Annotated in this window: 11 protein-coding genes; 8 read left to right on the top strand and 3 right to left on the bottom strand. The window is 74.0% G+C overall.

Features of this window, described 5'->3' with window-relative positions; all coding sequences use genetic code 11:
- The first annotated feature begins 277 nt into the window (after positions 1–277).
- From ACLIBK_RS07255 to ACLIBK_RS07275, 5 genes are all read left to right on the top strand, one after another.
- Complete coding sequence (locus ACLIBK_RS07255; RefSeq protein WP_415386570.1) at positions 278–1,909, top strand: hypothetical protein; 1,632 nt, start codon at positions 278–280, stop codon at positions 1,907–1,909.
- On the top strand, positions 1,909–5,160 hold the full coding sequence (locus ACLIBK_RS07260) for a glycosyltransferase (protein ID WP_415386571.1): 3,252 nt from the start codon (positions 1,909–1,911) through the stop codon (positions 5,158–5,160). Before ACLIBK_RS07255 ends, ACLIBK_RS07260 begins: the two co-directional genes overlap by 1 nt.
- Positions 5,157–5,699 (top strand): hypothetical protein, encoded by a 543-nt coding sequence (locus ACLIBK_RS07265; RefSeq protein ID WP_415386572.1) that lies wholly within the window; start codon positions 5,157–5,159, stop codon positions 5,697–5,699. The genes ACLIBK_RS07260 and ACLIBK_RS07265 overlap by 4 nt, the downstream gene beginning before the upstream one ends.
- Positions 5,696–6,871: a hypothetical protein gene (locus ACLIBK_RS07270; protein ID WP_415386573.1), complete on the top strand. Its 1,176-nt coding sequence runs from the start codon at positions 5,696–5,698 to the stop codon at positions 6,869–6,871. Before ACLIBK_RS07265 ends, ACLIBK_RS07270 begins: the two co-directional genes overlap by 4 nt.
- A gap of 258 nt (positions 6,872–7,129) precedes the next feature.
- Positions 7,130–8,296 carry a multidrug effflux MFS transporter gene (locus tag ACLIBK_RS07275; protein WP_415386574.1) on the top strand — a complete coding sequence of 389 codons (1,167 nt, stop codon included), beginning with the start codon at positions 7,130–7,132 and terminating at the stop codon, positions 8,294–8,296.
- Positions 8,297–8,341: 45 nt separating this feature from the next.
- Here the strand turns inward: ACLIBK_RS07275 and ACLIBK_RS07280 are convergent, their stop codons facing one another.
- The 3 genes from ACLIBK_RS07280 to ACLIBK_RS07290 form a co-directional block, all read right to left on the bottom strand.
- Positions 8,342–9,547 (bottom strand): mandelate racemase/muconate lactonizing enzyme family protein, encoded by a 1,206-nt coding sequence (locus tag ACLIBK_RS07280; RefSeq protein WP_415386575.1) that lies wholly within the window; start codon positions 9,545–9,547, stop codon positions 8,342–8,344.
- A 2-nt stretch (positions 9,548–9,549) separates the two neighbouring features.
- Positions 9,550–10,176, bottom strand: a complete 627-nt coding sequence (locus tag ACLIBK_RS07285; protein ID WP_415386576.1) for a Bug family tripartite tricarboxylate transporter substrate binding protein — start codon at positions 10,174–10,176, stop codon at positions 9,550–9,552.
- A gap of 177 nt (positions 10,177–10,353) precedes the next feature.
- Entirely contained in the window at positions 10,354–11,046 is a 693-nt protein-coding gene (locus ACLIBK_RS07290) for a GntR family transcriptional regulator (protein ID WP_415386577.1), read from the bottom strand.
- Positions 11,047–11,149: 103 nt separating this feature from the next.
- Here ACLIBK_RS07290 and ACLIBK_RS07295 point away from each other — a divergent pair, with 103 nt between their 5' ends.
- From ACLIBK_RS07295 to ACLIBK_RS07305, 3 genes are all read left to right on the top strand, one after another.
- On the top strand, positions 11,150–11,914 hold the full coding sequence (locus ACLIBK_RS07295; protein WP_415386578.1) for a histidine phosphatase family protein: 765 nt from the start codon (positions 11,150–11,152) through the stop codon (positions 11,912–11,914).
- Positions 11,911–12,855, top strand: a complete 945-nt coding sequence (locus ACLIBK_RS07300; RefSeq protein WP_415386579.1) for an NAD(P)H-hydrate dehydratase — start codon at positions 11,911–11,913, stop codon at positions 12,853–12,855. Before ACLIBK_RS07295 ends, ACLIBK_RS07300 begins: the two co-directional genes overlap by 4 nt.
- Before the next feature lie 121 nt (positions 12,856–12,976).
- Positions 12,977–14,518, top strand: coding sequence for an ATPase domain-containing protein (locus tag ACLIBK_RS07305; RefSeq protein ID WP_415386580.1), 1,542 nt, complete (start codon positions 12,977–12,979; stop codon positions 14,516–14,518).
- The last annotated feature ends 3 nt before the right edge of the window (positions 14,519–14,521 follow it).

Consider the following 14,521-nt stretch of genomic DNA (forward strand, 5'->3'; position numbering starts at 1 on the left):
GGCGGAAGGGCGTCGTCGCGTCGACGATGCGATGCGACGCCCTTCCTGAGACGCAGGCGAGCGAGAGAGATCTGGAACCATGATTGCGCAGAACGGTCATCGGCACCCCGATCATCCCTTCGGATCAGTGCGTCACGAAACCTCGCCGGAATCCTCTCATTTCGTCTCCGTTCAGGAAGCCACACTGGACGAGGCCGGCGTCCTGACTTTGCGAGTAATCGCACGTGCTGAGACAAATGCGATCACGATCTCGTTATCTGGGTGGCCGCTGGGCGGGATGCACGCGCTGGGCGGCGGCCGGTTCGAACTGCGGGGCTACCTGGACGCGCTGCTGCGGCGGGCCGGTGCGGCGCAGCCGGTGGCACCGGACGGCCTGGCGCTGGAGTTGATGGTTGCCGGCGCTGCGGCGCCGCAGCGCGTGGCGTTGCACGGCCGCCTCGGCCCCAACTGCGTCGACCGGCCGGCCGACACGGTGGCCTCACGCCGGCCGGATGCCGCGGCCGCGCTCGCCGCGCCCGGCGAGCGGCTGGTGCTGTTTGCCGCCACCGCCGCGCAAGGGCCGGGCTGGGACGCGCTGCGCGGGCTGGCGGAAGCGCTGCGGGATGCCGGCTGCACGCCCTGGTTGTTGCTCTGCACCGACCCGGTCAGCTTCGAGGCCGCGCTGCCGGCGGTGCTGAACGTGTTCGAGGTCGGCGCCCTGGCGGTGCCGGCGCGCCAGCCGCCCGACGCCGCCGATGCCTGGAACGCCATGCCCGCCGATCCGGCGCTGGAGCCAGCGCTGGCGCGGCTGCTGGCCCGCTGCGCCCCGGCGCGGCTGGTGGTGGATGAACCGCTGCTGCTGGCACGGCTGGGCCGGCCCGCCGCCGGGCTGCCGCGCGCGGTGCTGCTGAACCGCGCGGAGGTGACCGGGCCGCAGGACGTGTTCGGCGCGCCGCGGCGTCGCGTGCTGATCACCAAGATGCGGGCGCGGCTGAACGGCAGCACCGCGGTGCTGCCGGACGAGGGACTGAGGCTGGTGATGCAGCGGCTCTGCCCCGGCCTGCCCACGGCCGTGGTGTCGCCGGGTTGCGCGGCTTCCCTGGCCGCCTCGGCGTTGGGGTTGGCGCCGGCACCGGTGCCGCTGGCGGAAACGCTGCGGCGACGCCTGTTCGCGGCCCGGCTGGGCGGCGTGCCGGCGACCCGCGCGGGGCTGCTGCTGGACGGTGCCGATGGACCGGACCTGGCGGGCTTCGTGGAAACCTTCATGACGCTGGCCGGCCCGGACCGGGTGTTCCGCATGCAGGGCGGCACGGATGCGCGCCCCCTGGCCGAGGCGGTGGGCGAGCGGGTGCAGCGCTTGCTGGTGGCGGCCCCTGGCGCGGATGGCCGTGCCCTGGCGGCGCTGGCGGAAGGCTGGGGCCTGCCGGCGGTGCCGCTGCTGCCCGGACCCTCTGCCGCGGATGCGGCGCGGCTGGCGGCGCTGCGCGGTGCCTATGCCGGGCAGCGGGCGCTGGTGGCCGATGCCGCCCTGCTGCCGGCGGGCCGCAGCGATGCGGACCTGGTCCTGGTGGCCGGCCTTCCCGCGGCCGTGCAGGTCCTGCAGCCGACCCCCGACGTGGTGGCGCTGAGTTGGCCCGGCGATCCCCGGCGCGGCAGGATCGTCACCCTGTTCGACGCGGAGGCGCCGATGTTCTGGACCCGGCCGCCGGAGCCCGCCACGGGCTACGCGGCGGACCTGTTGCCGCTGGCCACCGTGGAAGGCGCGCGGCATCCGCTGGAAGCGCTGCTGGCTTTCGTGCTGCTGGCCGGCTGCGTGTCCGTGCGGCTGCTCGCCGCGCCGGCGGAGGAAGCGGCGCTGGCGCCGATGCTGGAACGGCTGGCCGCGGCCGGCATGGTGGTGCAGGCGTCCGAGCGGAAGGCTGCCGCCTGATGCGCGTCGCCATCTTCGTCACCAACGCGCCGGGCAATTACGGCGGCGGACGGCTGGCGGCCTATGTACTGGCGCAGTGCCTGGCGCGGGCGGGCGCCGAGGTCGCCTTCGTGACCAACCACGTGCCCGTGTTCCATGCCGACCTGAAGGATTTCGGCCGGCCGGGGCGGGTGAACATCCACGTCACCAAGGATTTCCTGACGGCCCTGCCGGAAGGTCGCTTCGACGCGGTGATCCTGATCCCGACGCAGTCGCTGGACCGCGCGGTCTACGTGGGCGCGCGCGGCTTCGCGCGGCGGCGCGGGGCGCGGTTGGCGATCTTCAACTTCGAAACGCCCAACTGGTTCAACGCCGCGGTCCCCGTGGCGCGCGATGAATCCCTGTGGCGGGAATGGAAGCTGGCGGCCGGCGACGTGGCCGAGAACCCCGTGCTGGTGATGAGCAACTCGCGCGAATCCGAGAAGCATGCGCGGCTCTGGTTCGACGACCCGCGGCTGCTCTTCGACCATTGGCACCAGCCGATCAACCTCGACGCGCTGCACCGCGTGGCGCCGCAGTTCCGCGAGAACCGCATCGTCACCTTTCTGCGCCCGCGCGACCCGCACAAGGGCGCGCAGGACGTGGTGGACGTGCTGTGCGAGGAGATGCGCGGCTGGACGCTCTCCGTGATCGTCGGCAGCCCGAAACTCGACGAGGCGTATCGCGACGTGCTGACCGCCGCGGTGCGCCGCTTCGGCATGGAGCTGGAAGTGCGGCCACTGGCCAGCGACCTCGACAAGTTCGTGGAGCTGAAGCGGGCGCGGATGCTGCTCTACCCGTCCTGGTTCGAGGGCTACGGCCTGCCGCCGATCGAGGCACTCTCGGCCGGCACGCCCTGCGTCTGCTACGACCTGGACGTGTTCCGCGAGGTGTGCGGGGATGCGCTGGTCACGGCGCCGGTGGGCGATGTGGGCCAGCTGCGCGAGGGCATGCTGCGCGTGTCCCGCTCCAGCCCCGAGGAATGGCTGCACCTGCCCGAGGCCGTGGCCTCCGTGGGCTCGGTGGAGCGTTGCGGCCTGGCCGCGCTGAACAGCCTGGAACGCTTCCTGGCAACGCCGGCGCCGGCGCGCCCGGTGGTGCCGCCGCCCAAGGCGCTGCCGCGGCGGCCGCAGCAGAAGCTGCTCAACCTCGGCGCCGCGGCGCTGCATCCGGGCTGGCTGCTGGAACTGCGCGGCTGGGCGGCGCTGCCGCCGGGGTCGCGGATCGAGCTCTTCGCTGACAACCGCTTCTTGGGCGAGGCGCAGCGCGGCATGAGCCGCGCCGACGTGCTGGCGGCGCAGCCCTGGGTCGGCACGGCCGATGTCGGTTTCGGCCTGGTGGCCCCGCACGTGCCGGAACAGTCCACCGTCACGGTGGCGGCGGTGGCGCGCGCGGCGGACGGCACGGTGCTGGACCACACGATGCGTGTCTTCGAGGTCGCCGACATCGTGGAAAGCAAGCCGCGCAAGCCGCCGAACTGGTGGCGCAGCGGCGGCCTGCGCTTCGCGCGCGAAGCCGGCAGCGCCGTGATCAGCGGCTGGGCCGCGGGCAATCCCGCGCCGGCAGCGGTGGAAGCCTTTGCCGGGCCGCGCCGGCTGTGGATGCAGGGCGGGCGGACGCGGCCGGACGTGCTGAACAAGCTGGACGGCTTCCCGGAGCAGGCGCCCGGCTTCAGCATCCACCTCGACGCCGGCGAGAGCTGGATGCTGGAAGCGGCGGAAGCCCTGACCCTGGTGGGCTACGGCGAGGCCGGCATTGCCGTGCAGCGCCTGCCGGTGAGGTGGGACACGGTGACGCCCGGCGTGCCGGAGCCGCATCCCGCCGCCCCACCAGACGCGGACGGCCTGCCCGTGCTGGCCGAGCTGCGCCGCGTAGTGATGGACGAGTACGGCGTGCTGGAGGTGGAGGGCCACGTCCTGTCCCGCCCACGGGTGGAAGCAGTGCGCGTGTTGCTGGGCGAGGAGCTGATGGGCGAAACCCTGCCCGACCGGCTGCACACCGGCGCGCACAACAAGCACCGCGCCTACGGCGATGCCTATGCCGGCTTTGCGCTGAACGCCCGCGCCGCCGGCATGCCCTGGGGCGAGGTGCCCAGGCCCGTGCAGGTCGAGTTCGTGCGGCACAACGAAGTCGCCCACCTCGCCACCGCGGTGCCGGAGCGCACGCGGCGCGGACGCGCGGCCTTCGGCACCGATGTCGCCTTCCTGCCGCCCGAGCTGCTGTCCAACCCCGACGCGGGCGTGACGCTGGTGGCCATCGGCGATCCCGGGCCGCTGCATCCCGTGCGCGGCGCGGCGGAACGGGCTCTGCTGTCCGAATTGCGGCGCCGTGGGCCGCTGCTGCTGCTGCTGCACGGCAACCCGCACGGCTTCGCCGAGGACCTGTCGCGCTGGCAGGCCCTGGCGGACGGGGTGATGCTGCTGAACGACCTGCATCCCGGCCCGGACGCTCTGGCGGACGCGCTGGCCGCGCTGACGGCGGAGCCTGGGCTGGCGCGCATCCTGCTGCGCGGCCCGGCGCGGATGGCGGCGCTGCCGGCCGGACTGCCCGCGGTGCTGCTGCTGCCCGGGGGGCTGCCCGCCCCGGCCGACAGCCTGGCGCTGGGTGAAACGGTGGACGCCGTGCTGGGCTTCGACCCCGCGCTGGGCAACGCGGCGATCGGCCCGGACCCCGTCGGCCTGGGTGCGGCGCTGGCGGTGGAGGGTGCCACCGGGCCGGAGGGGGAGGGGCCCTGGCTGGTGCTGGACGCCACGCTCTGCACCCCGGCCGCGCTGCGCGAGGTGGTGGCGCGCTGGTTGCCGCTCGCCGCGACGGCGGGGGTGCGGCTGCTCTGCGCCGTGGACGCGCCGCCGCTGGAAAGCGAGGACGCGCTGCGGGCGCGGCTGGCGCTGCCCGCAGCGGTGGGCCTGGTTTGGCCGGCGGCCCTGGCCGGGCTGGACCCGGCGCGGGTCGCGGCGGTGCTGGACCTGGCGCCGCCGGGGCCGGTGTCCCCGGGCGCGGCGGTGCTGGCCGGGCTGGGGGCGCGGGTCTTCGCGCTGCGGGCCGGCGGCACCTGGCCGGCGATGCCGGACGGCGCGCTGGCCGGCGGTACCCTGCCGACGGCCGAGCTTTCGCCCCGGCCCTACGCGGCCCTGGACGCGGCGCTGGCCGCGACCCGGCGGCCGGTGGCACCGGACGCTGCCGACGCGTCCCGCGCCGACGCGGCCAGGTCCTTGCAGGGAGTGCCGGCATGAGCACGCGGATGGCCGCGGTGATGGCGGCGAGCGGCGCGGCGCGGCGGGTGCTGCTGCGTGGCGGCACGGAGCTGACCGGCTTCCACGATGCCGAGTTCCTCGACGGGCTGCCGGTGCGGCGGATCGGTCCCGGCCCGGTGGCCACGCTGGTGCTGCCGCCGCTGGACCCGCCACCGGCCGTGCTGCGGCTGGTGCTGGCGCCGGCCGATGCCGCAGCCTTCGGCGGGCTGGAGCTGCGCCTGGACGGCGTGCCGCTGCGCTTCTCCCCCGCGGCGGCGCCGGTGGAGTTCGGGGCGGTGCCGGAACTGGGCGCGCTGGAAGCGCCGATCGAGGGCAGCGGGGCCGGGCGGCTGGAACTGCGGCTGGGCTGGACGCTGCCGCAGCCCGGCGCCGGGCGGCTCGCCGGGCCGTTGCTGCTGGCGGTGGACCGGCCGGTGGCCGCGGTGGCTGAGCCTGCGGCGGCCGGAACAGCCGACGGGCTGATGGCCGGATCGGCGGAACGAAACGGCGCGGTGCCGCCCGAGGAGGCCGCCGCATGAGGCTGGTGCACGTCAACGCGGCGGATGCCGACCTCGCCGCCGCCTGGCTGCGCGATGCCCCGGGCGGCGACCCGCCGCTGCTGGTCTGCGATGCCGCCGATGCGCCGATCGCCGCCGGGCTGGCGCTGCGCCACGGGCTGGAACACGCCGTGCTGCCCGATGCGCCGGACCGCCCGGAAGCCCTGCGGTTGCGGCCGCTGCTGGGCCGCGTGTCGCCCGAGGCGGTGGTGATCGCCGAGCCGTCGCGCATGGTGATGGTTTTCAAGGAAGGCGAGGAACAGCCGGCCTGGAACGACCGCTTTCCCGCGGTGCGCGTGATGCACGCGCTGGGAGCGCGGCGCTTCCGCTTCCTCGGCCGCGTGCACGACCTGAGCGTCGAGATCCCGATGCTGCTGGACGGGTTCCGCAACCGCCATGCCGGGCAGCGCGCCTTCGTGGTGGGCAACGGGCCGTCGCTGCGCAACATCGACATGGGCAAGCTGCGGGGCGAGATCTGCCTCGGGTCCAACCGGTCCTTCATGGGCTATGGCGACTGGGGGATGGCCTTCCCCTACTGGGCGATCTCCGACCGGCTGCAGATCGAGATGTACCGCGAGGAATACGAGGCGGGCATGGATGCCGCCTCGATCAAGTTCGTGCCTTTCGAGTACCTGGGCTTCCTGCGCATGCCCAACCAGGTACCGGTGCCGATGCCCTCCGAGGTCGAGGCGGGCGAGCACCTGCTGACCTTTCCGCAGTTCGGCGAAACCCCGGCGATGCTGTTCAACAGCTTCACCGTCACCATCGTGCTGATCCAGATCGCCGCCATGATGGGCTGCAACCCCATCGTGCTGGTGGGGGTGGACCATTCCTACCCCATCGCGCGGGTGCGGCGGCGCGGCCAGGACGAGGCCGACCCCAACCCCACCGCCCACATCCCGCCGGCCGAGCTGCAACGCCGCACGCGGCTGGGCTTCGACTTCTGGGAAGGCAATGCCGCCCAGGGGCCGACGCACTTCACCAACGCCTACACCACCAACCGGATCTTCGTGCCGCCGCGCACCGCCTGGTCGGAGGTCTGCTACAGCTACTGCCGCGCCTGGGGCGAGGCGCACGGGGTGGAGGTGGTGAACGCCACCCCCGGCACGCAGCTGGACAGCTTCCCCACGGTGAACTTCGAGAGCCTGTTCTAGGCGGCGGGGAGCCGGGCGCCGGGCGCGGCGTCCCGCAGCGCCCGCTTCCGGCGCGTACCCGCCTCCTGCCCGCGGCGGGGTTCCGGCACCAACGCGGGGTTGCGGCCCCGGCCGGGCGGGCCGACAAGGACCGGGCGGCGCGCCGGGCGCGCAGCGTCCCCGGCGGGCGCGGTTCCCGGTCGCGCGGTTCCTGTGTCCGCGGGTTTGCGGCGCGGCCGGCAACGGTTCCGCCGGCCCGCTTCCACCTGCCGGATTCCCATGCCCTCCTGGCTTCCCCTGCTGCTCGGCTTCCTGACGGCGATCAACCCCGTCTCGACCGACATGTACCTGCCCGCCTTTCCGGCCATCGAGAGCAGCCTCGGCACCGCGTCGGGGGCGGCTCAGCTGACCCTGGCCACCTGGTTCCTGGGGCTGGCGGTGGGGCAGATCACCCAGGGAACGCTGAGCGACCGCTTCGGCCGGCGCGGGCCGCTGCTGGTGGGCACCGCGCTCTACACCGTGGCTTCGGTGGGCTGCGCGCTGTCCACCGACCTGGTCACGCTGTCGGCCTTCCGCTTCGTGGCGGCCTTCGGGGCTTCCGCCTCCTCCGTGATCCCGCGCGCCATCGTGCGCGACGTGGCGGACGGGCTGGCGGCGGCACGGGTGATGAGCCGGCTGATGCTGGTGATGGGCGTGGCGCCGATCCTGGCGCCGACGCTGGGCGGCTTCCTGCTGGGCGTGGCCTCCTGGCGGGCGATCTTCTGGGTGACGACGGCCTATGGCGTGGTGTCGATGCTGCTGGTGTGGCGCTTCCTGCCGGACACGCTGCCGGTGCAGATGCGCATGCGGCTGGGCTTCACGGGGCTGCTGTCGCGCTACGTGGACGTGGCGACCGACCGCGCCTTTATCACCAACGTGGTGATGGGCGCCTTCGTGCTGTTCGTGCTGTTTGCCTATCTCAGCGGCGCGCCGGAGGTCTTCATCGCCGGCTTCGGGCTGGACCCGCAGCGCTTCGCTATCCTGTTCGGCCTCAACGCGGCGGGCTTCATCGCCGTGTCGCAGATCAACCCGCGGCTGGTGGCGCGCTTCGGCCCGCACCGGGTGATCCGCTGGGGCGTGTTCCTCTCCGCGCTCGCGGTGCTGGTGCTGGTGTTCAACGCCGTGCTCGGGCTGGGCGGGATGCTCGGCATCTTCCTGCCGATCATGGCTTCCACCGCGGCCGGCACGCTGGTGCTGCCCAATGCCGCGGTTGCGGCGCTGTCGCGCCACGCGTCCCGGGCGGGGTCCGCTTCCGCCCTGATGGGCACGCTGCAGTTCAGCATCGCCGCCCTGGCGACCCTGCTGGTCGGGTTGTTCAGCGACGGTACGGCGCGGCCGATGGCGCTCACCATGCTCATCGGCGTCGCCGGCGCCCTGTGCATGCACTGGCTGCGCCCGAAGCGCTGAGGCGGCCGGTCGCCGGGCCGGGAGAACCGGCCCGGCGGGGAGCGCTCAGCCCGCGCGGGCTTCGCGCACGGTGGCGTCGGGGCGCTGCCATAGCGCTGGCTGCAGCGCCGTGCCCAGGCCGGGGGCGGTGGGTGCCTGCACCAGGCCGGCCGTGACCACCGGTAGTTCGGTCACGAGGTCGCGGTACCAGGTGGACAGGGCCGCACGCACCACCTCCTGGAAGATCGCCGTGGGCGCGTGCAGCGCGAGATGCGTGCCGGCCCAGAGCGCCACGGGGCCGGTGCAGTCGTGCGGCGCCAGCGGCTTGTTGTGCGCCTCGGCCAGGGCGGCGATCTTGCGGGCCTCGGTCATGCCGCCGCACCAGCCGAGGTCCAGCATCACCACGTCCACCGCTTCGGCGGCGAGGAGGCGGCGGAAGGCGAGTTTGCCGCCCAGGGTTTCGCTGGCGCAGATCGGCACGCGGGTGCGGCGGCGCAGGTCGGCCAGGGCCTCCACGTCGTCCATCTTGCCGATGGGGTCCTCAGCCCAGTAGGCGCCCACGTCTTCCAGCGCGGCGCAGATCCGGGCGGCGGCATTGGCCGACCACATGGAATGCAGCTCGCACATGATCTCGATGCGGTCGCCCACCGCGGCGCGGACGCGGCGGAACGGTTCCAGGCCCGTTTTGAGGTCTTCCAGCGAGATGCTGTGCCCGCCCGAGGCCGCGGCGAAGGGGTCGAAGGGCCAGATCTTCATGGCGGCGTAGCCTTCGGCCAGCAGGCTCTCGGCCAGGGCGCCGGCATCGCGGTTGAAGGCCACCTGGTCGTCATAGGGGCCCACAGCCGCATCCGCCGTGCCGATGAAACGCTGCACGGCGCCGCGACTGTTGTAGTCGTAGCCGGCGCAGGTGTTGTAGGCGCGGATGCCGTCGCGCACGCGGCCGCCCAGGGCTTCGTGCACGGGGATGCCGTGCCGCTTGCCGGCGAGGTCCCAGAGCGCGAGATCCACCGCCGCGGCGGCGCGGACCTCCGCGGAAGCGGCGCCGAAGCCGACATAGGGCGTCAGCAGGTGGCGCGACACGGCCTCGATCTGGCGGGCGTCGCGACCCAGCAGCCAGGGGGCGACGTGCTCGTGCAGCACGGCCTCGACCGCCTGGGCGCCGCGGAAGGCCTCGCCGAGGCCGATCAGGCCCTCATCGGTCTCGATCTCGACCCAGAGGAGGTTGGGGCGCTCCGCCAGGCGGAGGCTGCGCAGCGCGGTGATGCGGCTCATGTTTATTCGGCCCTGATGTCGTTGGTGCGGACCACCTCGGCCCAGCGGGACAGTTCGGTGCGGATATGCTCGCCCATGCGCTCGGGCGAGCCGCCCAGTGGCACTACCCCGGCTTCCGCGAGGCGGCGGCGCAACGCCGGCTCGGCCAGCGCGGCGGCGAAAGCGGCATTCAGCGCCGCAACCGTCGCCGGCGGCGTGCGCGCGGGGGCGAGGAAGCCGAACCAGCTGTCGATCACCACGCCCGGCGCGCCGGCCTCGGCGAAGGTGGCGACCTCCGGCAGTTCCGGCGCCCGCTCGGCCGACAGCACGGCGACCGGCTGCACCGTGCCGGCGCGGATCTGCGGCAGGATGGAGGGCAGGTTGTCGAAGAACACGTCCACCGTGCCGTCGGCCGGGGCACGCGCGGCCTCGGCCATGCCGATATGGCCGTTGGCACCGGCGCGGTTGTCCACCACCGTGGGGCGGCCCAGCAGCGGCGCCGCGAGGTCGCCGGTGCCGCCGGGCGGCGAGGGCACGATGATGCGGATCGGGCGGTCCGGCAGCTGGGCGCGCGTCCCGGAAGGCGCGGCGCAGAGCGTCGCGAAGAGGCAGGCGGCCAGGGCGGCGCTACGGCGGCGAAGGCTTCGCATCGGCTCGGTCTCGTTTCCTTCTGGATCAGCCGGCGACGCGGGCAGGTGAACCTGACCTCGTGGCACGGCGTGGTTCCCGGATCTGCGCCCGGTGCTGGTTGCGGCCCGCGGGCCATGTCGTGGCCGTCCCCTGCACCCGTTCCGCAAGCGGCCTTGGGGCGGGTCCGTGGGGACGGCTCAGGCGGCGTGTTGTTCCCCGTCGCGGGGCGCGGCCCAGAAGGCCTGTTGCAGGGATCGCAGGCCGTGGGCGCGCATCCGCGCCCCGGCCCGCTCGGGGTCGCCGCGGCGCAGGGCGGCCAGCAGGGCGGCGTGCTCGCGCAGCGCCCGGCGCAGCTCGCCCGGAGCGGCCAGGCTGCGACGACGGCCGACCTGCTCGTAGCCGCGCAGGGCGCGCAGGGTGTGGGACAGGAAAGGGTTGTCGGCCAGGGCGTGCACGGCGGCGTGGAAGCGCTCATTGGCCGCGGCCAGCGTGTCGGCGTCGCCCCGCCCGGTGGCGTCGCGCATGGCGGCGAGCTGCGCCGACAGGGCCGCGATGTCGGCCGGGCCGGCGCGGCGGGCGGCGAACTCGGCGGCCACAGCTTCCAGCGCGACGCGGATGCGGCCCATCTGTTCCAGCTGGGCTTCCCCGAAATCCGCCACCACGGTGCCGCGGCGGGGCAGGGTGACCACCAGCCCTTCGGCATCCAGCCGGCGCAGCGCATCGCGCACGGGGGCGGTGGACACGCCCAGGGAGGCGGCGAGGGAGCGTTCCGGCACGCGGGCGCCGGGGGCCAGGGTGCCGTCGACGATGGCGTCCCGCAGCCGGCGGTAGACCCGGTCGGCGAGGGAGGCAGTATCCGCCTCGGTCAGGGGGGAAAGGTTCGCCGGCACACGTTGTGAAATATCAGATCGCAGAAATGGCGGCAAGACGCGCACGGAACGACCGCCGGCCTGCGGAGTTACGCCCCTAATCATCGAAGCGGCGGGGAACCCTATGCAGCAGCGCTGGCCGGAGCGGCTCTGGATCGTGCGGCACGGCGAGAGTGCTGGAAACGTGGCGCGGGACGCCGCCGATGCGGCGGGGCAGACACATATCGACATCGCCGAGCGCGACGTGGACGTGCCGCTCAGCGCGCTGGGGGAGCAGCAATCGGCCTCGCTGGGCCGCTGGTTCGCCAGCCAGCCGGAGATGGAGCGGCCGGAGGTGGTACTGACCTCCCCCTACCTGCGGGCGCGGCGCACGGCGGCGCTGATCCACGGCAGTGGTGGGCTGCCCACAGGGCCCGATGATTTCGTGGTGGACGAGCGGCTGCGCGAAAAGGAGTTCGGCGTGCTGGACCGGCTGACCCGCGCCGGCATCCTGCGCCACGCGCCGGAACAGGCGGAGTTCCGCCGCATCCTGGGCAAATTCTACCACCGGCCGCCGGGGGGCGAGAGTTGGTGCGACGTGATCCTGCGGCTGCGCTCGGCGCTGGACACGGTCAGCCTGCACCATGGCGGGCGGCGGGTGCTGATCGTCGGGCACCAGGTGGTGGTGCTGTGCCTGCGCTACCTGCTGGAGAACATGACGGAGGAGCAGATCCTGGCGATCGACCGCGAGGCCGACGTGGCGAATTGCAGCGTCACCGAGTACCGCTTCGACGCGACGCGCGGCGCCAATGGCGGGCTGGTTCTGCACCGCTACAACTTCGTCGCACCCCTGGAGCGCGAGGGCACGCCCGTCACCGCCGAGCCCGACGCGCCGGTGGCCACCCGATGAGCGGCGAGCACCCCGTCACCCCCGAGCTGCTGCGCGGCATGCCGCTGCCGCAGCACCAGGACGGCGACGACAAGGACGGGCGCGGCTCCGTGCTGGTGGTGGGTGGCAGCGTGGAGGTGCCGGGGGCGGTGCTGCTCTCGGGCGTGGCGGCGCTGCGGGCCGGGGCGGGGCGGCTGCGGCTGGCCACCTGCCGCTCGGTGGCGCCGCAGCTCGGGCTGCTGGTGCCGGAAGCGCTGGTGATGGGGCTGCCGGAAACCCCGGACGGCGGCATCGCGCCGGAGGCCGCGGCAGTGCTGCTGCAACGGTGCCAGAGCAGCCACGCTATCCTGCTCGGACCCGGCATGAGCGAGCCGGAGGCGGTGGAAGCCCTGACGGCGGAGCTGCTGCGCGGGCTGGACGGGCCGTTCCTGGTGCTGGACGCCGCGGCGATGACCGGGCTGCTGCGCGCGCGGGACGCACTGCGTCCCCATGCCGGGCGGGTGGTAATCACCCCGCATGCCGGCGAGATGGCGCGACTGCTGGAGATTTCGCGCGAGGAGGTGGAGGCCGACCCGCTCGCTGCCGCCCGCCGGGCCGCGGCGCAGTTGCAGGTGGTGGTGGCCATGAAGGGCGGCTGCACGCATGTGGTCACGCCGCAGGGCGAAAGCTGGAACTGGGCGGGGGGTGGCATCGGCCTGGCCACCTCGGGCTCCGGCGACACGCTGGCGGGGATCATCGCCGGGCTGCTGGCGCGGGGTGCCACGCCGGTGCAGGCGACGCTCTGGGGCGTGTTCCTGCACGGGGAAGCCGGCCGCCGGCTGGCGCATTCCCGCGGGCCGGTGGGATTCCTGGCGCGCGAGCTGCCGGGGGAGGTCCCCGGCATCATGGCGGAACTGGGCGGGCCGCCCGCGCCCGGCAGTCCCGCAGCGCCTTCCGCCGCGGCGGAAGGCGGCATCGCCTGACCGGCCCGGCCATCCGGGAACCCGGGCCGCCTGCCCAGGGGGCGGAGGGGAACCGCGCCCTGCCGCCGTGACGAGGGCGGTCCGATGCGGCATGCTAAGCGGGCGAAGGGTGGAGCACGGCTTGAGCGACGAAACGTTACCCGCCGGGCGTGCCACCACCGGCATTCCCGGCCTGGACGGCATTCTGGCGGGCGGGCTGGAACGGCGGCGCCTCTACTTGGTGGAAGGCAAGCCCGGCACCGGCAAGACCACCTTCGGCCTGGCCTACCTGCTGGCCGGGCTGGCGGCCGGGGAACGCTGCCTCTACGTCGCCCTGTCGGAGAGTGGCGCCGAGCTGCGCGCCGCCGCGGCCTCGCATGGCTGGTCCCTGGACCATCCCGGCCTCGTGGTATTCGAGGTCAGCCCGCCGGAGCTCGCCGATCCCAGCCTGGGCCAGAGCCTGCTGCACGCCGCCGACCTGGAACTGGGCGAGGCGGTGAGCCGCATCTTCGCGCAGATCGAGGCGCATCGCCCGACCCGCGTGGTGATCGACGGGCTGTCCGAGATCCGCCTGCTGTCGCAGGGGCCGCTGCGCTACCGGCAGCAGTTGCTGGCGATGAAGCACCGCTTCGCCCATACCGGGGTAACGGTGCTGCTGCTCAACGACATGACCACGGACGACGCGGACGCGGCGGTGCACAGCATCGCCCACGGCGTGGTGCGGCTGGAGGAGCTGGCCCCCGCCTACGGCGCCGAGCGCCGGCGCCTGCGCGTGGTCAAGTACCGCGGCACCCGCTTCCGCGGCGGCTACCACGACCTCGTCCTCGACACCGGCGGGTTGCGGGTGTTTCCGCGCCTCGTGGCGGCGGACCAGGAGGGGCGGCAGCTCGGCACGGGCGCGGGATCGCGGGCCCTGCACCAGCAGGTCCCCAGCGGGCTGCCGGGCCTGGACAACCTGCTCGGCGGCGGCTTGCAGCGCGGCACCAACACGCTGCTGATGGGTCCCTCCGGCGCCGGCAAGTCGGTGATCGCGCTGCACTACGCCCTGGCCGCCACGGCGGCGGGGGGGGCTGCCGTGATCTACGTCTTCGACGAGGAGATCAGCCTGGTGGTGGCGCGCGCCGCCGGCATGGGGCTGGACCTGGCGGGGCCGATGGCCTCGGGGCGGTTGCGGCTGGAATCCGTGGACGCGGCGGAACTCTCGCCGGGCGAGTTCGCCCATCGCGTGCGCGACGAGGTGGAGCTGCGCGGCGTCGACACGGTGGTGGTGGACAGCCTCAACGGCTTCCAGGCGGCCATGCCGGACGAGCACTTCCTGCTGCTGCACGTCCACGAGCTGCTGACCTACCTCAACCGGCGCAACGTGCTGACGCTGGTGACGCTGGCGCAGCACGGGCTGGTGGGCGAGATGAGGTCGCCGGTGGACTTCACCTACATCTCCGACACCATCGTGCTGCTGCGCTACTTCGAGGCGCAGGGCCGGGTGCGGCGCGCCATGTCCGTGATCAAGAAGCGCATCGGCCGGCACGAGGACACGATCCGCGAATACCGCATCGGCCTCTCCGGCGTGCAGGTGGGCGAGCCGATGACGGGGCTGCAGGGGGTGCTGCGCGGCACGCCGCAATACCTGGCCGGCGGGGCCGGCGGGATGCTGCTGGAACCCGGGGACAGGACGGCGGACTGACCC

This window comes from Roseomonas sp. BN140053, assembly GCF_047690175.1.
GTDB lineage: Bacteria > Pseudomonadota > Alphaproteobacteria > Acetobacterales > Acetobacteraceae > Roseomonas.